Source organism: Flavobacterium sp. CAU 1735, from assembly GCF_039888695.1.
Classification (GTDB): domain Bacteria; phylum Bacteroidota; class Bacteroidia; order Flavobacteriales; family Flavobacteriaceae; genus Flavobacterium.
Genome location: NZ_JBDQQQ010000001.1, coordinates 171,609 through 192,612 on the forward strand (window position 1 = coordinate 171,609; position 21,004 = coordinate 192,612).

Genomic DNA, 21,004 nt, shown 5'->3' on the forward strand with positions numbered 1-21,004 from the left:
TTTATTGTCGCAGTTCGTGTAACCTACTGACATATTTTCCAATCACATCAAATTCCAGATTAATGGTAGTGCCAACTTTAAAATTCTTAAAGTTAGTGTGTTCCATAGTATACGGAATGATGGCAACGCTAAACTCGTTTTCTTTGGAGTTAACCACAGTAAGGCTTACACCATTAACGGTAACGGAGCCTTTTTCGATTGTGATGTTGCGTAATTTTGAATCATATTCAAACGTGAAATAATAACTGCCGTTCGCATCCTGAATATTTTTGCAGGTTCCGGTCTGGTCCACATGACCTTGAACGATATGGCCGTCCAGACGGTCGCCTAGTTTCATTCCTCTTTCCAAGTTGATCAAATCTCCTGTCTGCCAACTGCCTAAATTGGTTTTGTCAAGCGTCTCTTTTATGGCGGTTACTGTATAGGTGTCACCATCAATAGCGACCACGGTTAAGCAGACTCCATTGTGGGAAACACTTTGGTCAATTTTAAGTTCGTGGGTTATGGAAGATTGGACGTGAATATGAATATTGTCGTTTTCTTTTCGGATGTTCCGGATGGTTCCGAGAGTTTCGATAATTCCTGTAAACATAACTGATTTATTTTGCTAAATTTGCATATCCAAAATTAGTAATAAATAACTAGTCGGCATGGTGAAAAAAGCAGAAAATATAATTGTAGGAATTTCCATAGGGGATCTAAACGGGATTGGGAGCGAAGTAGTATTGAAAACGTTCGAGGATACCCGTATGCTGGAGCTATGTACACCGGTCATTTTTGCTAATGTGAAAATCCTTTCCTTTATAAAGAAAACATTACAGCTCAATGCAAACCTTCACGGGATTGATAAGATGGAGCAAATTGTTCCCGGAAAAATCAACGTATTGAATGTATGGCGGGAAGGTGTTAATCTTGAATTCGGTGTCAACGATGAAAACGTAGGGAAATATGCTATCCGATCGTTTACAGCGGCTACAAAAGCGCTAAAGGAAGGGTTGGTAGATGTGTTGGTAACGGCACCGATCAATAAATACAATATACAATCGGAAGAATTTCATTTTCCGGGACATACTGACTATCTGGATCAGGAACTGGAAGGTGATGCCTTGATGTTAATGGTTCAGGATGGTTTACGCGTAGGTTTGTTTACAGATCATATTCCGGTTAACGAAGTGTCGAACCATCTAACGGAAGCACTGATTCATAAAAAAATAGAAACCGTTCATAAAGCGCTGATTCAGGATTTTGGGATTACACGACCTAAAATTGCTGTTTTAGGATTAAATCCACATTGTGGTGATAACGGTGTTATCGGAAAAGAAGATGATGAGGTGATCAAACCGGCTCTGAAAAAACTATTTGACAGTGGAATTATGGTTTTCGGACCGTTTTCGGCCGATAGTTTTTTTGGATTAAGTCAATATGAAAAATACGATGCGGTTATTGCTAACTACCACGATCAGGGATTGGTTCCGTTTAAAACCTTGTCGTTTGGAAACGGAGTAAACTATACGGCCGGACTAAATAAAATCAGAACATCGCCCGATCATGGGACGGCTTATGAGATCGCCGGTAAAGGAGAAGCCGATTATAATTCGTTTAAAGAAGCGGTTTATCTGGCAATTGATGTGTATAATAACCGGAACGAACATAAAGAACTGGTTAAAAACCCTTTGAAAACCAAACAAAAACAGTTATAAACAAAAAAATGTTTACAACTCCTTTGAAATTCCAATAATTTTATATCTTTGCACGCTCAAAACTGTTGTTATGAATCATGATAAAGAATTTTTGATCCCTTTTGTTGGATTAAAGCAGGGAAAACACCAGTTTGAATATCATATAGATAAGAAGTTCTTTGAACACTTTGATTTTGATGACTATAATGGTGTCGATGTCAAAGTTGATGTGGTTCTGGACAAAAAAAGCACAATGCTTGAACTCGCTTTTAAACACAAAGGAACGGTAAATGTCCCATGTGATATAACAAACGAGGATTTTGATTTGCCAATTAAAGGTAAGATGAATTTAATTGTAAAATTCGGAGATACCTTTAATGATGAGAACGATGAGTTGCTGGTGTTACCTCATGGCGAATATCAAATCAACATTATGCAATACATTTATGAAGCAATCGTATTGTCGGTTCCAAGCAAAAGGATTCATCCCGGAGTAAAAGACGGAACGTTACAATCGGAAGCAATTGATCGCTTAAATGAATTAGCGCCAAAAGAACAACACAAAGAAGAAGAAAATACAGATCCCAGATGGGACAAATTAAAACAACTATTAACGGATAAATAATATAGTAAGATGGCACATCCTAAGAGAAAAACCTCGAAAACAAGAAGAGATAAGAGAAGAACGCATTATAAAGCGACGGTTCCTCAAATTGCTACATGTCCTGTAACAGGAGAGGCGCATTTGTATCACAGAGCTTACTGGCATGAAGGTAAAATGTACTACAGAGGTCAGGTTGTAATTGATAAGCAAGAAGCTGTTGCTTAATCGAAGAAAATAATAGAGAAAACTCTCACTATGTGGGAGTTTTTTTTGTTAAAAACCCTTTGAAACGAATTAAGTAGCGATAAAAAAGGCTTGGTTTCGGATTTTTTTTGTAATTTCCACCACTTTTTTCAGCTAAAATTTGAAAAAGAAAAAGTAACCCATATGACTAAAATTACAGCAGCCATTACAGCGGTTGGATCTTATGTTCCGGACTATGTTTTGTCGAATCAGGTTCTGGAAACTATGGTTGATACCAACGATGAATGGATTACCACTCGTACGGGAATTAAAGAAAGACGTATTCTCAAAGAAGAAGGACAAGGGACTTCTTTTATGGCAATTAGAGCCGCACAAAACCTGATTGAAAAATCGGGAATTGATCCTAAAGAAATTGATCTGGTATTGTTGGCAACAGCAACACCGGATATGCCGGTAGCCTCTACGGCAGTATATACCGCAACACAAATTGGAGCGACAAATGCTTTTGCCTACGATCTGCAGGCGGCTTGTTCCAGTTTTCTATACGGGCTTTCTACAGCCTCTGCTTACATCGAATCAGGACGTTATAAAAAAGTATTATTGATAGGGTCTGATAAAATGTCTTCTATCATTGATTATACCGACAGAGCGACTTGTATTATTTTTGGAGATGGTGCCGGTGCCGTATTGTTCGAACCGAATACCGAAGGTTTAGGTTTCCAGGATGAATATTTAAGAAGTGATGGCATTGGACGCGAATTCCTGAAAATTGAAGCCGGTGGTTCTATTTTACCTGCTTCGGAAGAAACGGTAAAAAATAAACAACACTTTGTACATCAGGATGGAACAACCGTTTTTAAATATGCGGTTTCCGGAATGGCTGACGTAAGTGAGAAAATAATGGAGCGTAATAAGCTTACAAAAGAAGATGTCAATTGGTTGGTAGCGCATCAGGCGAATAAACGTATCATTGATGCTACTGCAAACCGAATGGGATTAGACGAATCAAAAGTATTGATAAACATCCAGAAATACGGTAATACCACTTCTGCAACTTTACCTTTATTGTTGTCTGATTTCGAAGATTCTTTAAAAAAAGGAGATAATATAATTTTTGCCGCATTTGGTGGTGGCTTCACTTGGGGAGCTATCTATTTAAAATGGGCCTACAATAAACAAAAAACTAACTAAATCAAAATTCCGAACAAGATGGATATTAGAGAAATTCAAAACCTAATCAAATTTGTAGCGAAGTCTGGTGCTACTGAAGTAAAATTAGAGATGGATGATTTCAAGATCACCATTAAAACTACAGAAGCAGGAGCAGCAGAAACTACTTATGTTCAACATGTTCCAATGCAAGCGGCAGTTCCGCAAGCGGCAGCACCTCAGGCAGTAGCAGCACCTGCACCGGCAGCACCGGTAAGCACTCCGGCTGCTGATGACGATTCCAAATACCTGGTAGTTAAATCACCAATTATCGGAACATTATACCGTAAACCATCACCGGATAAAGCGCCTTTCGTAGAAGTAGGAAGCACTATCAATAAAGGAGATGTGGTTTGTGTGATCGAAGCCATGAAATTATTTAATGAAATCGAATCGGAAGTATCCGGTAAAATCGTTAAAGTATTAGTTGACGACGCTTCTCCAGTAGAATTCGACCAACCGTTATTTTTAGTAGACCCATCATAAGAAATTTTAAATGCTAAATTTTGAATGATGGTTTTTTTATGCCGCATTTAAAATGATTTAAAATTTAACCCGAATTTAAAATTTCAAGAGATGTTTAAAAAAATATTAATCGCAAACAGGGGAGAAATTGCGCTTCGCGTAATCAGAACCTGTAGAGAAATGGGCATCAAAACTGTGGCCGTATATTCGACTGCAGATGCGGAAAGCCTACATGTTAAATTTGCTGACGAAGCAGTTTGTATCGGTCCTCCGCCAAGTAATTTATCCTATCTGAAAATGTCTAACATTATTGCTGCTGCTGAGATCACCAATGCAGACGCAATTCACCCCGGATATGGATTCCTTTCGGAAAATGCTAAATTTTCCAAAATTTGTGAAGAGCACGGTATTAAATTTATCGGAGCTTCACCGGAAATGATCGAAAAAATGGGAGACAAAGCTACGGCTAAAGCAACCATGAAAGAAGCGGGAGTTCCTACTATTCCGGGATCAGAAGGTCTATTGGAATCGTATGAGCAAGCGGATAAATTAGCCAAAGAATTCGGATACCCTATCATGTTAAAAGCTACTGCCGGTGGTGGTGGAAAAGGGATGCGAGCAGTTTGGAAAAAAGAAGATTTACTAAAAGCATGGGAAAGCGCGCGTCAGGAAGCCGGTGCAGCCTTCGGAAACGATGGAATGTACATGGAAAAACTGATCGAAGAACCACGCCATATTGAAATACAAGTTGTAGGAGATTCCTATGGTAAAGCGTGTCACCTTTCAGAAAGAGACTGTTCGGTACAACGTCGTCACCAGAAATTAACAGAAGAAACGCCTTCTCCATTTATGACGGACGAATTACGTACGAAAATGGGAGATGCAGCGGTTAAAGCGGCCGAATATATTAAATATGAAGGCGCTGGTACGGTTGAGTTCCTGGTTGACAAACACCGTAACTTCTACTTCATGGAAATGAATACCCGTATTCAGGTAGAACACCCGATTACAGAGCAGGTAATTGATTACGATTTGATCCGTGAGCAAATTTTGGTTGCGGCTGGAGTGCCAATTTCCGGTAAAAACTATTTACCACAGTTACACTCTATCGAATGTCGTATCAATGCCGAAGATCCGTATAATGATTTCCGTCCGTCACCAGGAAGAATCACAACGTTGCATTCACCGGGAGGACACGGAGTGCGTCTGGATACACACGTGTATGCCGGATATACCATTCCGCCAAACTACGATTCGATGATCGCTAAGTTGATCACTACAGCTCAAACCCGAGAAGAAGCGATCAACAAAATGAAACGTGCTTTGGATGAATTCGTAATTGAAGGAATCAAAACGACAATTCCGTTCCACAGACAATTAATGGACGATCCGGATTATGTTGCTGGTAACTATACTACAAAATTCATGGAAGGTTTTGTAATGAAAGACCCGGTAGAATAAGCCCGAAAAACAAAATAATTAAAAATCTCACACACCAGTGAGATTTTTTGTTTTTATGCTTTCAGATACTCTATATTTGGCGCACAAAAACAAACCTTATGAAATTTAAAAAATTACTTTTAGGATTGACAGTTTTTGCTGCCATCCTGTATTCGTGTTCGTCCGATTCTTCTTCAGATTCGTCTGCTTCAACACCGGAATCGGTAGCTGATGCAAAGCAAAACATTACCAACACGTTTAATAGTTTTTATAACTGTTTGAATACGCTTGACGATGGAGAACTTTCGAATTTTATACTATATTCATTGTTCAATTCCGGAAACCAGGATTATAATGATTCCTGGATCAAAAATTTATCCAACAAATTTGAAGGACAATATGGTAAAATGTTCTTAAATAACAAACTGCAATTTGCCAATAGAGCCGGTGTATATGTATGGAATTCCACATCGCAAAGCTGGACCAAACAAGCGGCATCTAATATTATTACGTTAAGGTTTCCATCGCGTCAAAACCATTCAGGAAACGATGCGGAATTTAGCCTAAATGCATACAATGATACTTCGGTTTCTTATACTTCCGAAACATATTGGTTACCGACGTTGGTGAATTTTACATTAAAAAGAGATAATAATTTGGTGTTTTCGTTAAATGCATCCAACATTACTTTTAATGTAAATACAAACTTTAGTATGCCTACCAATGCTGATGTAGTGATTTATACGGCTCCGTATACACATAATTTTTCATGGAGAAGAAATTCGGCTGTGGATTTTCAGTTAAATTATACTTCCGCTACGCCACAGGGATGTACCAATTCGATTGTTACTAATGTGAAATTAAAACATTCGGATTATGGGAATATTACATCAATCAGTGATGTGAAAACGGCAAATGGAACAGTATCGGTGGGTGATCTTAAAATTGTTTATGCGGCCAATATTGAAGCGATTACGGCTTATGAAAACCCAACTCCGGCTCAAATCAACAACAATACGAATGCCGAAGTGTATTATAATAATGCTAAGATCGGTAACCTGATTTATGACGAGGTTAATGGTACTACAAAGATTTATATTGTTTATGCAGACGGAACCCGTGAGAATGTAGATGTTTATGTAGGTGATTTTGAAACAAAAATCAGAGCGATCTTTGAAAATTACCTGAATTAATGATCCTGAGAAATACGATATTGTTATTTGTATTACTGGGTTCGCTATGCTGTTTTTCGCAAAACGAGCCATTAAAAACAGTTGATACGGTACAATTTAGAAGCCGATTGGGAATAGGAATTTCGAACTTTATTAATTCTGCTTTTTCATCCGATAAGAATGCTTATAATCTCGAATACCGTTATGCATTAAATAAAAAATATGCACTTCGGGCCGGAGCAAGTTATGAAAAAGACGATAGTGAAGGCGGATTTACAGAAATAGGGTTAAAGATAGGTGCTGATAAAGTGTTTCGCCAAAACAAACACTGGACGTTCTATTTTGGAGCCGATATATTGAGTAGCTATTCCAATTTTAAAAACGTTAATAAAGATAATTATGCTGTTGGTATTGCGCCGCTCCTGGGTATCCAGTATAACATAGTGGATAATTTTTCGATATCGATCGAACCGATGTTGTATTTTAAATACAATATTGTGATTGATAACGCTACCTTTCTGGAAAACAAAAGGACCACTTGGTCGGAATCCGGATTTGGAAAAACGGGATATATTCAGCTTAATTTTCATTTTTAAATATAAACAGGCTATCTCACTTAATGGAGACAGCCTGTTTTCTTTTTTAGAGTAACCGGGATAATACGATCAGATTACTATCGGTTAAACGGTTCTTCGTTAATCCAGTGAAACCCACGTCCGGTAAGTAGAAAATCGGCTTTGGTTTTGTGTTTTAGCTGTATTTTTACCGAATCGGCGGTATGAAATAACAAACCGTCTTTGGTTTTTTCATAACGGAAATACTCCGTCTTGGGAACCGTTTTGTCGTTATCGGTTATTTCGCGTAATACGATGGATTTGGCCACCGTATCGATAGTCGATGTGAACTTCATTTCCCGATTGTTTGTGTAGCGGATTCCGGCTGCATCGCGGGTTTCAAAAACAAAATGCAAATAACCGGAATTGTTTTCCGAATCGGTCACTTCATAAAAACCATAGAGTGGCGGATTACTACTGTCTTGGTTGTGCATTTTCAGATAGGCGATTAGAAAAGCCGAAAATATTCCAACCGATAAAAGTAGTTTAAAACCGGTTTTGATATACTGCAATACTTTTTCCGATCGGGCATCGCCCAAATAGATAGTGTGTTCTTTTTGCGTTACGGCTTTGTCCAGAATAAAAAAGCGTATCAATCGGACACGTTCGTAATACAGGAGTATCAACGCCGCCAGCAACATATGAATGGAACTGATTTTAACCGGAATATCATAACAAAGGTTCATCATCACAATATTGGTGAGTACTCCGGTAAGGATTACAGTTCCTAAGGTGATCGTTTTACGGTTTAATAGTAAAAGACCGCCAAGTACTTCGGCCAGGCCGGTAAAAGCGGTGTAATAGGGCGAAAACTGCATAAAAGTCCATGCCAGTCCCATTGGCGACGATTCGCCGTAAGGCTGTGCCAGTCGGAAATATAAAATAGGGGGAAATTGAAACGGAAATACTTTACTAAATCCGTAAACCAACATATAAAACGCGAGATACAATCGCAATGTGACCTGAAAAAGGTAGCGTATGGTGGTATAGGTATTTTTATTGTTAAGCTGACTGAGCTGCATGGTTACCGGTAGCGCCAGAATCAAACTAAGACAGAGGTTCCAAAACGTAGTGATGTAGGCATAGGTGTTATCGCCGCTTCCGCTTCCGTTGGCTTCAAATGCATAGCCAATATGGAAGAGATTTTTGGCCGACCAGAATACCAAAGGATTCAGTACCAATGCAAATAGAAAACTGAACAGGTGGAAAATGAAATAAATAAATAAAAAATGCAGCAGATATTTCTTCAATGGCATGGCAATTCGTTTTTATAAATATAACTGTATTTTCATATAAATAGTATGCCATAAAAAAAGTCCCGAAGCGATTGCTTCGGGACTTGATTTTGATTTTGATTGATGATAGTAAGGTAAGTGAGGTATATTATAATTTTAGCTTTTTAGCAATGGCCGATGGAATCGCTCCTTTATGAACCATGATATCGGTAGTTTTGTATTTTACGAAATCTTTCGTCATATACAAATACCCTTTGTAATCGTTGGAAAGACCCCATGAGTTTTTCACGATATAGTATTCTTTACCGTTCTGATCTTTAGAAATTCCCACGATGTGCATTCCGTGATCATCGGTAGTTGTATAATTGTCAAATGCTTTCTGACGTAATTCTTCTGTGATTTTCATTTCCGGTTTCGGACCGTTAAACATATCCGCTTTTTCTTCCGGAGTCATATCCGAAAAGTTTTTCTCAGGAATAAAGGCTACACCATTTTTCCAGCTGAATCCTTTTTCACTAACGTCACCAGCCCACGCTACTGTATATCCTTTTTTTACAGCATTGTCGATGATTTCTGTTAACTCATCCATTTTTACGTTATATACCTGATCGAAAGCCCAGTTATCCGGTACTAATAAGGTGAATTTAGAATAGTAAGGATATTCCTGCAGGGAAGAAATTTCCACATAATCGTCCGGGTTAATACCCACTACCTCTTTAGCAAAAGATTGCGGCGTATATTTTTTTCCTTTATAGTCGAAAGAAGCCGGAACCTGACCTAAGTAAGCATCAATAACGGCAGTATAGGCTTTTTCCCAGTTTGGTGTTAACTCTCCATTTGGATTTTTAACTACAGCTGCCAATACACCCTCCATCACACCGCTCATTTCGGCAAATTTATTTTTATCGGTTCCGTAGTTTAATCCGGTATAAACGGTTTGCGGAACAGCACCATATTTACGGTACATATTCATTACATCGTGGAAAGCACCACCATCGCCTAAAGTAACGGCACCATGCATACGAACATACATTTTTCCTTTTTCTACATAAGCGTTACGGGCAGAGAAAATCTGAGATAATTCAACCGGCTGTTTTCCCATACGGATCATTTCCGACTCGATAAACGAGTTGGCCGAATAACTCCAACAGGTTCCGGATGAACCCTGGTTTTTGATAGATGTATTTTCCAGGTTAATAACATCGGTAAATTTGAATGATTCTTTACTGTTTGAACTCGCATTATTCTTTAACGCATTTACTAAGTTGTCCTGTGCGAATCCGGAACTTAAACCCATTAGTAAAGCCGAAGCCATTACAACTGGTTTAATAGAAAAATTGTACATAATTTAATTTTTTTGATTTCAATTAATTTGAGTCCGAAATTAGGATGTTGTTACACGGGAAACCAAATTTTAACACATATTTATGTTTTTGGTAACTTTAGTGAAAAGGATTTTCTTACGGGACGGATTTATTGATAAGGGAAATTGAGGGATCAATCAATTAAAAAAGGATAGGGAATAAAAAGGGGGAGGTTGGAATGGCTTATATTTTTAGATTCTTAATAAGCCGGAATTCAGTTTTCCGGATAGTAGAAGTCGCTTTAACCAAAGATTTGATTTCCTGAGTGAGTTCGGATAATCGGGTACAGGCTTTTGCCCGGTTGTTTTTTAGCAGTAGGTATTCAGAATAGGTCGTGATTACGGTATCATTGGCCTCGATGGCTTCTTTCTTTATCGCTTTTAATGCCAAAATAGATAAGGTTTTGTCCAGTACGGTGTACGCGTTTTTAAGGCCTTCAAGTAACGTAATCACGGACGAAAACAACTGGATCTGCGTGATATAAGAAAGGTAGGCTTGGTTGATATTATTTTCAATACTGCTATTGCCAACATTGTGAATCCTGTTGGCGCCTCGTATCTGGGATATAAAATCCGAAATCAGAAGTGCTTCCTGAGAGGTTTTTCCAAAATGCTCTTTAATAAAAGCTCCGATACAAGACAGGCGTTTGCGGATGGCATCGTCTCTTTTAATAAAGATTCGTTTCAGATTCTCCACCGCATCGGAATACAGTTGTTTTTTTTGATGGATAGTCGCATTCTGCGTTTTAATAATGGAAATGGTCATTTCTAGTTCAGAAATTACCGACTTACAATTTGCAGGCAGATAGGGACTATTATCTTTTAATAAAGTAAGCAGCTTTTCTGCATTTGTAACTTTAATAAAATAAATGGATTCAGAACATGATCGCATGATATAAATATTAAGTTAGTATTTAGATATAATGTTTTAAATGCCTTTGGAGCAAAACAATATTCCGGTGGGGGATCATGCCGGTAAAAAAAGGGGAGGTAAATGAGGTAATGTTCCGGTCAGGAATAGTGACGGATCATTATGATGTAAATATATAAAAAAATATCAAATGTAGTATTTTTGAGAAAGTACTATGTGTGATTGTAATATATAATTTATTGTGAATGAGCTTTTTCTGTAGAAAATACAAAAGGACAACCCTTATGGATCTGGATAGCCCGGTTGGGATTTTGTGGTATAAAAAAACCGGAGCACTGCTCCGGTTTTCTGTTATTATAAGGTTTCGTTTAACCATTTAAAAAATTCACGTTGCCATACCAGCGCGTTTTGTGGTTTGGTAACCCAGTGATTTTCTTCCGGGAATAACATAAAACGGCTTTTGATCCCTTTTAGCTGTGCTGCCTGGAAAGCTTCCTGCCCTTGTCCGATTGGAACGCGGTAGTCTTTTCCGCCCTGAATAATCAGGATAGGTGTATTCCAGTTGTTGATCAGTTTTATAGGATTGAATTGATTATAGGCTTTCTGAGCGACAGGATTATTGGTTTCCCAATACGCACCACCGTGATCCCAGTTGTTAAAGAATACTTCCTCGGTAGTTCCGTACATACTTTCAAGATTGTAGACACCACAGTGGGAGATAAACGTTTTGAAACGGTTTTTGTGAATTCCGGCCAGGTAAAATACCGAGTATCCGCCATAGCTGGCACCAACAGCACCCAATCGGGTTTTATCTACATAGGATTCTTTAGCAACATCATCAATAGCCGATAGGTAATCGTCCATTACTTGTCCGCCCCAGTCTTTACTGATGGCTTCATTCCATTGTACACCATGACCCGGCATACCGCGACGGTTTGGTGCTACGATAATATAACCCTGAGAAGCCATTAGTGAGAAATTCCAACGGAAGGAATAACTTTGCGTTAAAGCCGACTGTGGTCCACCCTGACAATATAATAAGGTAGGGTATTTTTTGTTTTTGTCGAAATTTGGAGGAAGGATCACCCAAACCAACATTTTTTTACCGTCGGTAGTGGTTACATAACGTCTTTCGGTTTTACTTAAAGTCAGTTTGCCGTAACTATCGTTGTTTACAGTCGTTAATTGCTTCCAGCTTTTTTTCTTAAGATCATAGGCATAGATTTCCGGCGCATGATTCATATCGGTACGGGTTACAATAGCCGTATTCCCATTGAAACCAATCAATTCGGTAACGTCAAAATCGCCATTGGTAATTTGAGTAACGCGTACGGCAATTTTTGTCAGACCCGGAAAATTCACTTCAAACAACTGACGTGTTCCGTCTACAGCGGCGATAAAATATACTTTTTTACCATCGGCACTCCATTTAAAACTATCTACGGTTCCGTCCCATGCTGCGGTTAAATTAATATCGATTCCTTTATGACGAACGATGATATCGTTTTTGTCGGCCTCATATCCGTCGCGTTTCATTTGCAACCAGCTTAGGTCACCCATAGGCGATAAAGTTGGATGCGTATCATATCCCGGATTGTTTTCCGTTAGGTTGCGAGTCGTTTTGGTTGCGATGTCATATTCGTACAAATCGGTATTCGTACTGATGGCATATGCGGTACCGGCTTTCTTTTTGCTTACATAAATAATCTTGGAACCATCGTGCGACCAGATATAATCCTCGTCTCCACCGAAAGGTTTTTGCGGAGCGTCGAACGGCTCGTCTTTCATAATGTCGATAGCGCGAGCTTTATCGGTGTTTTCGGCATAAAAAACGTGGTTATGACTTCCGTCATTCCAGGTATCCCAATGACGGTAATCCAGTCCGTCGTAAATTTGTGCTTCCGATTTTTTCAATTCCGGATAAAAATCTTTTCCAAGGACTTTGGCTACTTTTACCTCTTTGTGCGATACGATGTATTTTCCATCGGGCGAAACATTTTTATCGGCCACCAGATTTTTTACATCCGGAACCTCGGTAGGAATACCACCATTCACCGGAAGGATGTAGTATTTAGAATTCAGTTTGTTTTCGTCAATGGAAGGTGTGGCTACTTTGTAAACAATATTCTTCCCGTCTTTTGAAATCCCGATAGGGGAAAGACGTCCCAGTTTCCAGAGAATATCCGGATTCAGGGTTTCTTGTGCTGTGCTTGTCAGTCCCATCATACCCAGGGTTAAAATAAGTAGTTTTTTCATTCGTGAATTAATTTTAAAAAAAGAAAGCTTAAAAGTAAGCATTTTATTGAGATTAGACCGTTCCGACTGTAAAGTAAAAAGCGGCCCTATGAAGCGGCCGCTTTAGAAGGATTAATTAAGGGATAGCAAAAACGATTATTGTTTGATAAAACGTTTGCTGCTAACCGTGTCGTTATCTTGGATTTCAAGAATATAAGTTCCGGTAGCGATGGTGCTTATCGCAATGTTGTTGTTGCGGATGGAACCGTTAAGCACTTCCTGACCTAACAGGTTAAAGATTCTGAAAGTTGCCTTTTCGGATACATTGGTAATGTTTAGGATGTCACTGGCCGGATTCGGATATAGCTGTATATCGGTCACTGTAGTGTCTCTGCCAACATAGTTTTCTTTAGCCGAAGTCGTGATGTTTACGGTATAATCTTCTACTTCACCATAGGAGAACGCCTCACAGGAAGTTGGAACCCCGTTGTATTTCATCGAAACGCGCATTCTTGTTGCGCCATTCAGAGCTGTAGCCGGTACGGTAAAGGAACCTGATGCCGGAGTAGCGGTTGATGCCGCTCTGCTCCATACCAGTTCGCCACTGTCGGTAAAATCGCCATTCTGATTGTAATCAATCCAAACAGCAAAACCTTCAGAATAAGCCGTTCCGGTCCAGGTTGGTGTTACGGTAATCGTATTAGCAACACCTTTTACCAGATTGGTGCTAATACTGGTATAATCGGAATAACCGGTTCCACCTGTAGAGGCATTGTTGATTGTACCCAACTGAACGCGTCCGATATATTCGTCTGCCACGCTGTTTCCTTTGGAAGTACAATAGGTAACCGGAGTCGTTCCACCGGTTTGAAGGTTTACGGTATAATCTTCCACTTCACCATAGGAGAACGCTTCACAGGCTGTCGGAACCCCGTTGTATTTCATCGAAACACGCATTCTTGTTGCGCCTGTGATTGCAGTAGCGGGTATGGTAAAGGTTCCGGTAGCCGGAGTTGTTGTGGCAGCCGCGCGGCTCCATACTAACTCACCGGCATCGTCAAAATCTTTATCACCATTATAATCAATCCAAACGGCAAAACCTTCAGAATAGGTACTTCCGGTCCAGGTTGGCGTTACCGTGATCGTATAGGCGCTGCCTTTGGTCAGGTTGGTAGAAATACTGGTGAAATCAGTATATCCGGTTCCGCCGGTAGACGCATTGTTAATTGTACCCAACTGAACACGTCCGATATATTCATCGGCCACGCTATTTCCTTTGGACGTACAATAGCTCGCCGTCGCTGGTAAGGTCGTTACGGAAACAATATTACTTTCGGCCGAAATATTGCCGGCAGCATCTTTCGCTTTTATCGAAAAGGTATAGGTTATATTCGCCGTTAATCCGGTTACATTATAAGTAGTTGTTGTTACAGTACCTAATAAGGTAGTGCCACGATACACATCATAACCTGTTACACCTACGTTATCGGTCGATGCAGTCCAGGATAAATTGGTCGTTGTCTGCGTCGTTCCGGAAGCGGCTAAGCTTGTCGGTGCGGTTGGTGGCTGTATATCGCCTCCGGTTCCGCCGGTGATGGTAAAGTTCACGTTTGAAATATCAAAGAAGATATGGTTGGAACCTTTTACCATGATACGATTTTGTGTTCCCGGGTTGTTCGGTACGGTAATCGATTGCGTTCCGTCGTTTGGTGTTCCGGCCAGAATGGTAATCGGATACGTATTGCCGCCATCGGTCGATAAAAGAATATCCACATTGGCTGCGTTTACGCCATTGGCAGTTGTTCCGGCTACGTTCCAGGTTACGGTTTGCGCCGATCCGGCAGCCCATGATACCGCTGTGTTTGGTGCGCTTACGGTAAAAGGTCCTGCGGTAGCGTTTACGGTTACAACCATATCATCACTATTATTGGCAGGTCCTCCGGCTCGGTTGTCGCGAACCGTTAAACGGAAATTCATCGATCGGGCTACATTTGGTACAGCTTCCCATTTCCAGGAAGTTGCTCCGGTTTTAACGGTGCTCATTTGCGGAAAATAACGTACTCCGGATGTGGTTGGAATAAACGATTTAAATGCAGGCCCGGATGTAGCGGTTACGCTCGGATAGGTGGTCGTTGACGTTCCGGAATCCATTTGCTCCCAGCAATAGGTCAATGTGTCGCCATTGGCATCGGTTCCGGTTCCGGTTAGCATAAAAGGAGTGCCTTTCGGAATGGTATAATCGGCGCCGGCATTGGCTGTAGGAACGGAATTTCCGGTAGCCGTATTGGTCTGACAAGTTGTGGTCTTAATATAATTGGTTACCTGTTGGATACTCACCGCATGGAAAAACGGATCGCTATGTGCCTGTACATCGGTGGCTCCGGTAATACCGGCATAACCCATAATCGTTGTACCACTTCCCGGTTCGGTTTGTACGCCGGTTCCTTCGTTGCTAAAAGTAAAGGTGTGGTTAGCTCCAAATTGGTGACCCATTTCGTGTGCTACAAAGTCGATATCGAAATTATCGCCCGTCGGAACGGTACTGGTGGTAAAGCCACTGCCTTTATTCGATTTACAAACACATCCGATACATCCGGCATTTCCGTTGTTTCCGATAGCCGACATCAGGTGACCGACATCATAATTGGCTGCGCCGATAACACTGGTTAAAGTCGATTGTAACTCCGAGTTGTAATTGGCATCCGTACTGCCATAAGGATCGGAGCTGGCACTGGTATAAATCACGGCATCGGTATTGGCAATTAACACCATCCGAACGCCGAAATCCATTTCGAAAACACCGTTTACACGGGTCATGGTGTTGTTAATCGCAGCCAGAGCCAAGGCTTTGGTTCCGCCGTGATAGGAGGTATATTCGCCGGTTACCGACATTGCCAGGCGATAGGTGCGTAGTGTGCTATCATCGGCATTCGGACGAAGTGCTTCACCGGAATTGCCCACTTTCGAAATGGCATGATCCAGTACTTCACATTCAAATTTTGTAAAACCGGCTATTTTATCCGAACGTTTAAAAACGGAATACGTTTTCAGATCGGTCGAATAGGGTTCGATAAAAACCGTCTGCTTGTCGGCGGCTGTTCGCATGGCCTGTACACCCAATGGCGAAATACTAACGCGGATAATGGCAGAAGGATCGTCAATGCCTTGTCCGACATATGATTTTATTTCGGGATAACGGGCAGCAAGTTCCGGAGCCATTACCGAAGCTTCCGTCATACGGAAACGTTCCAGTTCGCCATCGGCATTCGGGAATGCGATGATGACATTTGATTTGGCATACGTCAGCGACCGGTCCGGTGCTTGTAAAAGTGCCGTTTTGAGCCCGTTAAGGTTCAGGTCAAAAAGATTTTTAACAGGAAGTGGTGCTCTTTTTTCGAAAGTAGTCATACTACTTTTTTTAGAAGACACTTTCCAGAAAGGGTTCCCGTTTTGGGCAAAGGAAACACTCGTAATTGCCAATAAAGCAAGTGAAAGTAATTTGCACTTCATAGGTTGTGAGTTTTTTAGGTTAAATTTTTCGAATAACAAATATATTTTAACATTTTTTGTTTGAATCAGTTAAAGATGATCATAAGTGAACCATATCTTAATCTTAACTTTTTGTAGGGGTAAAATGATTTGTTTGTGATTTTGCTAATTTGGAGCGGATAAAAGAGGTCGGAAGCGGATGATAAATTGCTTTTTATGAAAATAGCAACGGGCAGTTTGGAAAAATATACCTATTTTCACGGACTAAAATTGAATGCACGTGAAAAGTAACAACAAACTATTTATCGCAATTATCATCTCATTAGTACTGGGCGTCTTCCTGGGGTATTTGGTCAATTCATTAGGAAAAGGAAATACACTCCGGTATACACCTGCAAAAGAAGGTGCCGATGAACTGATATTTGAGACCAATGACGGGGTAACCCACCATCAAAAAGTTTTTGTTATAAAGGACAGTCTGGAATACAACCAACTTCATAAAACCTTGCCGGCAGACGTTATGGTCGTGGTGGCAAGCAGTAAAAAAGTAAACGTGGTACCGGAGGTGTTAAAAACCAACGAAACTTTAAAACTTGAAAAAACGCATAAATCGGTTAATGAATCCGTTACGTCTATTGATAATATCGATTCGTTTTCCGAAAAAATAAAATTACTGGGAACCATCTTTATTCGTCTGGTTCAGATGATTATCGCGCCGTTAGTGTTTTCGACCTTAGTGGTTGGAATTGCAAAAATGGGCGATATGAAAATGGTGGGACGCGTTGGAGCGAAAGCCATGGGATGGTTTATTTCGGCATCCCTGATGTCGTTATTATTAGGAATGGTATTGGTAAACTGGTTAGAACCGGGTAAAGGAACACCAATTAAAATGGAAGATGCTTCTTCGGCCGGGGAATTATTGGAAAAAACACAATCGTTTTCGCTGGAAGAATTCGTAAAACACGTGGTTCCGAAAAGTATTTTTGAAGCGATGGCAACCAACGAGATTTTACAGATTGTAATCTTCTCGGTTTTATTCGGGATTGCACTGGCTTCTCTGGGTGAGGCTGCCAAAGGAATCATTAAAATGCTGGATGTTGTTTCGCATGTGATCCTGAAAATGGTAACCTATATTATGTGGGTGGCGCCATTGGGTGTGTTCGGTGCTGTTGCGGCCGCTGTGGCAAGCTATGGTTTTGAAATCTTCGGATTATATGCCAAATACCTGTTGGATTTTAGTATCGGAATTGCCCTGTTATGGGTAGTATTACTCACCGTGGGTTATGTGATTTTAGGAAAACGTTTATGGGAGTTGTTACGACGAATCAAAAGCCCATTGTTAATTGCCTTTTCAACTACCAGTAGTGAGGCGGTTTTTCCAAAACTGGTTGAGGAATTGGAACGCTTTGGATGCCAGAAACGTATTGTGTCGTTTACCTTACCGTTAGGTTATTCGTTTAATCTGGACGGTAGTATGATGTATATGACCTTCGCGAGTATTTTTATCGCACAGGTATATGGAATTGATATGCCGATTGAAAAACAACTAACCATGTTACTGGTGCTAATGCTAACCAGTAAAGGAGTAGCCGGTGTACCGAGAGCATCACTGATTGTAGTGGTGGCGACCTGTGCCATGTTTGGTATTCCACCCGAAGGGATTGCATTGATATTACCAATTGACCATTTCTGTGATATGGCGCGAAGCATGACTAACGTTCTTGGAAATGCGTTGGCAACCACAGCCGTAGACAAATGGGAAACAGCGAATGGAACTAACTAACTAATATTTATATATAATTTACCCAAAAATTATGGAAGGCTTTAAATGGACAGAATTGTTGAATCCGGAGTTTTATATTAACCTGGAAATCGGCGGACACCATATTGGAATTTACGTTGTATTGTTTATCGTTTTTGCAGAAACAGGCTTGTTTGCCGGTTTCTTTTTACCGGGAGACAGTTTATTATTCCTTTCCGGAATCTACAGTGAAGTGCTAATGCGCGAATTAATGACTGTTCATGGTGATTTTGCCAATGTAGCCTTGCTATCCACACTTGTAGCGATTTCCGGAATCATCGGAAACATATTTGGATATTGGTTTGGCGCCAAAAGCGGACATTATCTGTATGCCAAAGAAGACAACTTCTGGTTTAAGAAAAAATACCTGATCCAGTCGCGTTTGTTTTTTGAAAAACACGGAGGACGCGCCATTATTTTTGCCCGTTTCCTACCAATCTTACGAACGTTTGCTCCTATTGTAGCGGGTATCGTTCAGATGGAGAAAAAGAAATTTATGTTTTTCAACATCGTGAGTTCGTTCCTATGGTCGTTTACCCTGATTTTCTCAGGACACTATCTGTACCGCTATTTATTGGACAACCACAATATGGATTTAAAAGCCAATATCGAATATATCGTAATTGCAATTATTATCCTTTCTACATCGCCACTTGCGATTAACTACCTGAAAAATAAAATCAAAGAAAGAAGAAGCTAATGCTTAGTCTGAGTTACTGGGAAATTAAAAACTGGTTTTCAAACGTCGACTATACGGTCGTGGGCAGTGGTATTGTCGGATTACATACGGCATTACGGCTGCGCGAACGATTTCCGAAAAGTAAGATCCTGGTACTCGAAAAAGGGTCGTTACCGCAAGGTGCGAGCACTAAAAATGCCGGTTTTGCGTGTTTCGGAAGTCTGTCGGAAATTATAGACGATCTGAAAAATCATACGGAAGACGAAGTCGTACAATTAATCGAAAAGCGCTGGCGCGGATTGCAATTGCTTCGTAAAAGACTCGGTGATCAAACGATAGATTTCCGTCCGTATGGTGGTTACGAATTGTTTTTAAAAGACGATGAGTCAGCCTATGCTGAATGTCTTCAGAAAATGCCATTTGTCAACGAAGTGCTGAAACCGCTTTTTAAAGCCGATGTTTTTTCAAAAGAAGTCGATCGTTTCGACTTTAAAGGGATTCAGGACTATCTGATCTTTAATCCGTTCGAAGGACAAATTGACACCGGAAACATGATGCAGGCTTTGTTAAAAGAAGCTGTGGCAAACGATATTCAAATCTTAAATTATCAAACCGTTACCGGTTATCTGGACAAAGGAAACAGCGTTGAGGTACACACCAACGATTTTATCGTAACAACCGGAAAGCTGTTTTTTGCGACCAATGGCTTTGCCGGAACCATCACCAATGGTGCGGTTCGACCGGCCAGAGCGCAGGTTTTAATTACCGAACCGATTCCAAATCTCGATATCCGCGGAACCTTTCATATCGACAGCGGGTATTATTATTTCCGGAATATCGGCGACAGAATTCTTTTTGGTGGCGGAAGAAACCTCGATTTTGAAGGCGAAACCACCACAACTTTTGGTCTGACGGAACAAATTCAAAACCGTTTGGAAGAATTGTTAAAAAATGTAATTTTGCCGAATCAGGAGTTTCAGGTTGCCCATCGCTGGAGCGGAATCATGGGAATGGGAACGCATAAAAAACCAATCGTAGAACAACGCTCTCAAAACGTCTTCTGTGGCGTACGCTTGGCCGGAATGGGAGTGGCTATCGGAAGCCTGATCGGACAGGAATTAGCAGATTTATTAGAATAATGGCGGTAAAAAAGACATCAAAAACAAACACCAAACCGAAACCAAAAGAAGGAAAAAGAAGTTTTGCGAATAAAGTAGCACGCTTTTGTCTTAAAGCATTCCTGTGGTTTTTTGCAATTTCTTTATTTTTTGTAATCCTGTTTAAATTCGTGCCGGTTCCGTTTACGCCGTTAATGGCTATACGAGGAATGGAAACCCGAACGGATGGTAAAGAAAAGGTTTGTAAACACGATTGGGTTCCGTTGGAAGATATTTCCGAAAACCTGCAAAAAGCAGTTATCGCCAGCGAAGACGGAACATTCTTGGATCATAAAGGTTTTGATTTTGGTGCCATGCAAAAAGCATTTAGCAGTAATCAGAAAGGCCGGAAACTAAAAGGCGGAAGTACCATTTCACAGCAAACCGCCAAAAATGTGTTTTTATGGCAGGGAAGAAGTTACCTGCGCAAAGGACTGGAAGCCTATTTTACGGTACTGATCGAACTCATTTGGGGTAAAGAACGCATCATGGAAGTCTACCTGAACAGTATCGAAATGGGCGACGGAATTTACGGCGCACAAGCGGCATCGGAACATTGGTATGGTAAAAGTGCCAAAAACCTGTCCAAATATGAAGCGGCCGGAATTGCAGCCATATTGCCAAGTCCGAGACGATTTAAAGCTTCCAATTCATCGGCCTATATCAACAAACGAAAAGATAAGATTGTCCGTGTAATGCGACATATTGGGAAGATCGAATACTAATAGAAAATAAAAAATCATACTATATAAAAAGGCTGTTTCATTTAGAAACAGCCTTTTTTTGA

The 21,004-nt window shown here is 40.4% G+C and carries 18 protein-coding genes; 12 read left to right on the plus strand and 6 right to left on the minus strand.

The window, feature by feature from the left end:
• Position 1: 1 nt before the first annotated feature.
• Positions 2–592, minus strand: a complete 591-nt coding sequence (locus AAFN64_RS00950) for a riboflavin synthase (RefSeq protein WP_300487840.1) — start codon at positions 590–592, stop codon at positions 2–4.
• Positions 593–650: 58 nt separating this feature from the next.
• Between AAFN64_RS00950 and pdxA the strand changes: the two genes are divergently transcribed.
• The 8 genes from pdxA (at position 651) to AAFN64_RS00990 (ending at position 7,369) form a co-directional block, all read left to right on the plus strand.
• Complete coding sequence (gene pdxA, locus AAFN64_RS00955) at positions 651–1,700, plus strand: 4-hydroxythreonine-4-phosphate dehydrogenase PdxA (RefSeq protein WP_347758978.1); 1,050 nt, start codon at positions 651–653, stop codon at positions 1,698–1,700.
• Positions 1,701–1,770: 70 nt separating this feature from the next.
• The gene (locus AAFN64_RS00960) at positions 1,771–2,304 is read left to right on the plus strand and encodes a DUF177 domain-containing protein (RefSeq protein ID WP_300487835.1); all 534 of its coding nucleotides are present in this window, start codon (positions 1,771–1,773) and stop codon (positions 2,302–2,304) included.
• 9 nt (positions 2,305–2,313) lie between these two features.
• Positions 2,314–2,508: a 50S ribosomal protein L32 gene (gene rpmF, locus AAFN64_RS00965; RefSeq protein WP_136403440.1), complete on the plus strand. Its 195-nt coding sequence runs from the start codon at positions 2,314–2,316 to the stop codon at positions 2,506–2,508.
• A gap of 162 nt (positions 2,509–2,670) precedes the next feature.
• Positions 2,671–3,678 carry a beta-ketoacyl-ACP synthase III gene (locus AAFN64_RS00970; RefSeq protein ID WP_347758981.1) on the plus strand — a complete coding sequence of 336 codons (1,008 nt, stop codon included), beginning with the start codon at positions 2,671–2,673 and terminating at the stop codon, positions 3,676–3,678.
• Positions 3,679–3,696: 18 nt separating this feature from the next.
• Positions 3,697–4,182: an acetyl-CoA carboxylase biotin carboxyl carrier protein gene (accB, locus tag AAFN64_RS00975; RefSeq protein ID WP_300487828.1), complete on the plus strand. Its 486-nt coding sequence runs from the start codon at positions 3,697–3,699 to the stop codon at positions 4,180–4,182.
• Between the two features lie 90 nt (positions 4,183–4,272).
• Positions 4,273–5,622: an acetyl-CoA carboxylase biotin carboxylase subunit gene (gene accC / locus AAFN64_RS00980; RefSeq protein ID WP_347758983.1), complete on the plus strand. Its 1,350-nt coding sequence runs from the start codon at positions 4,273–4,275 to the stop codon at positions 5,620–5,622.
• 98 nt (positions 5,623–5,720) lie between these two features.
• Entirely contained in the window at positions 5,721–6,794 is a 1,074-nt protein-coding gene (locus tag AAFN64_RS00985; RefSeq protein WP_300487823.1) for a hypothetical protein, read from the plus strand.
• Positions 6,794–7,369 carry an outer membrane beta-barrel protein gene (locus AAFN64_RS00990; RefSeq protein WP_300487821.1) on the plus strand — a complete coding sequence of 192 codons (576 nt, stop codon included), beginning with the start codon at positions 6,794–6,796 and terminating at the stop codon, positions 7,367–7,369. The genes AAFN64_RS00985 and AAFN64_RS00990 overlap by 1 nt, the downstream gene beginning before the upstream one ends.
• A 77-nt stretch (positions 7,370–7,446) precedes the next feature.
• Here AAFN64_RS00990 and AAFN64_RS00995 read toward each other — a convergent pair whose 3' ends face one another.
• The 5 genes from AAFN64_RS00995 to AAFN64_RS01015 form a co-directional block, all read right to left on the minus strand.
• On the minus strand, positions 7,447–8,643 hold the full coding sequence (locus AAFN64_RS00995; RefSeq protein ID WP_347758986.1) for a hypothetical protein: 1,197 nt from the start codon (positions 8,641–8,643) through the stop codon (positions 7,447–7,449).
• 127 nt (positions 8,644–8,770) lie between these two features.
• Complete coding sequence (locus tag AAFN64_RS01000; RefSeq protein WP_347758988.1) at positions 8,771–9,967, minus strand: C1 family peptidase; 1,197 nt, start codon at positions 9,965–9,967, stop codon at positions 8,771–8,773.
• Positions 9,968–10,169: 202 nt separating this feature from the next.
• Complete coding sequence (locus tag AAFN64_RS01005; protein ID WP_347758990.1) at positions 10,170–10,877, minus strand: hypothetical protein; 708 nt, start codon at positions 10,875–10,877, stop codon at positions 10,170–10,172.
• A 333-nt stretch (positions 10,878–11,210) separates the two neighbouring features.
• A complete protein-coding gene (locus AAFN64_RS01010) occupies positions 11,211–13,112 on the minus strand; it encodes a S9 family peptidase (RefSeq protein ID WP_347758992.1) in 1,902 nt (633 codons plus the stop codon).
• Between the two features lie 135 nt (positions 13,113–13,247).
• Positions 13,248–16,601, minus strand: coding sequence for a GEVED domain-containing protein (locus AAFN64_RS01015; protein WP_347758994.1), 3,354 nt, complete (start codon positions 16,599–16,601; stop codon positions 13,248–13,250).
• 259 nt (positions 16,602–16,860) lie between these two features.
• On the opposite strand from AAFN64_RS01015, the gene AAFN64_RS01020 reads away from it, so the two are divergent.
• Genes AAFN64_RS01020 through mtgA form a run of 4 tightly spaced genes read left to right on the plus strand, consistent with a single transcriptional unit; the run spans position 16,861 to position 20,942 of the window.
• Positions 16,861–18,363 (plus strand): dicarboxylate/amino acid:cation symporter, encoded by a 1,503-nt coding sequence (locus tag AAFN64_RS01020; RefSeq protein WP_347758996.1) that lies wholly within the window; start codon positions 16,861–16,863, stop codon positions 18,361–18,363.
• 31 nt (positions 18,364–18,394) lie between these two features.
• A complete protein-coding gene (locus tag AAFN64_RS01025) occupies positions 18,395–19,081 on the plus strand; it encodes a VTT domain-containing protein (protein ID WP_347758998.1) in 687 nt (228 codons plus the stop codon).
• Positions 19,081–20,199, plus strand: coding sequence for an FAD-dependent oxidoreductase (locus AAFN64_RS01030; RefSeq protein WP_347759000.1), 1,119 nt, complete (start codon positions 19,081–19,083; stop codon positions 20,197–20,199). The genes AAFN64_RS01025 and AAFN64_RS01030 overlap by 1 nt, the downstream gene beginning before the upstream one ends.
• On the plus strand, positions 20,199–20,942 hold the full coding sequence (mtgA, locus tag AAFN64_RS01035) for a monofunctional biosynthetic peptidoglycan transglycosylase (protein ID WP_347759001.1): 744 nt from the start codon (positions 20,199–20,201) through the stop codon (positions 20,940–20,942). Before AAFN64_RS01030 ends, mtgA begins: the two co-directional genes overlap by 1 nt.
• Positions 20,943–21,004: the final 62 nt, after the last annotated feature.

Excerpts from the sequence above, each read along its gene's own strand:
- AAFN64_RS00950 (WP_300487840.1), bottom strand. The coding sequence starts at position 592 with ATGTTTACAGGAATTATCGAAACTCTCGGAACCATCCGGAACATCCGA.
- pdxA (WP_347758978.1), top strand. The coding sequence starts at position 651 with ATGGTGAAAAAAGCAGAAAATATAATTGTAGGAATTTCCATAGGGGAT.
- AAFN64_RS00960 (WP_300487835.1), top strand. The coding sequence starts at position 1,771 with ATGAATCATGATAAAGAATTTTTGATCCCTTTTGTTGGATTAAAGCAG.
- rpmF (WP_136403440.1), top strand. The coding sequence starts at position 2,314 with ATGGCACATCCTAAGAGAAAAACCTCGAAAACAAGAAGAGATAAGAGA.
- AAFN64_RS00970 (WP_347758981.1), top strand. The coding sequence starts at position 2,671 with ATGACTAAAATTACAGCAGCCATTACAGCGGTTGGATCTTATGTTCCG.
- accB (WP_300487828.1), top strand. The coding sequence starts at position 3,697 with ATGGATATTAGAGAAATTCAAAACCTAATCAAATTTGTAGCGAAGTCT.
- accC (WP_347758983.1), top strand. The coding sequence starts at position 4,273 with ATGTTTAAAAAAATATTAATCGCAAACAGGGGAGAAATTGCGCTTCGC.
- AAFN64_RS00985 (WP_300487823.1), top strand. The coding sequence starts at position 5,721 with ATGAAATTTAAAAAATTACTTTTAGGATTGACAGTTTTTGCTGCCATC.
- AAFN64_RS00990 (WP_300487821.1), top strand. The coding sequence starts at position 6,794 with ATGATCCTGAGAAATACGATATTGTTATTTGTATTACTGGGTTCGCTA.
- AAFN64_RS00995 (WP_347758986.1), bottom strand. The coding sequence starts at position 8,643 with ATGCCATTGAAGAAATATCTGCTGCATTTTTTATTTATTTATTTCATT.
- AAFN64_RS01000 (WP_347758988.1), bottom strand. The coding sequence starts at position 9,967 with ATGTACAATTTTTCTATTAAACCAGTTGTAATGGCTTCGGCTTTACTA.
- AAFN64_RS01005 (WP_347758990.1), bottom strand. The coding sequence starts at position 10,877 with ATGCGATCATGTTCTGAATCCATTTATTTTATTAAAGTTACAAATGCA.
- AAFN64_RS01010 (WP_347758992.1), bottom strand. The coding sequence starts at position 13,112 with ATGAAAAAACTACTTATTTTAACCCTGGGTATGATGGGACTGACAAGC.
- AAFN64_RS01015 (WP_347758994.1), bottom strand. The coding sequence starts at position 16,601 with ATGAAGTGCAAATTACTTTCACTTGCTTTATTGGCAATTACGAGTGTT.
- AAFN64_RS01025 (WP_347758998.1), top strand. The coding sequence starts at position 18,395 with ATGGAAGGCTTTAAATGGACAGAATTGTTGAATCCGGAGTTTTATATT.
- AAFN64_RS01030 (WP_347759000.1), top strand. The coding sequence starts at position 19,081 with ATGCTTAGTCTGAGTTACTGGGAAATTAAAAACTGGTTTTCAAACGTC.
- mtgA (WP_347759001.1), top strand. The coding sequence starts at position 20,199 with ATGGCGGTAAAAAAGACATCAAAAACAAACACCAAACCGAAACCAAAA.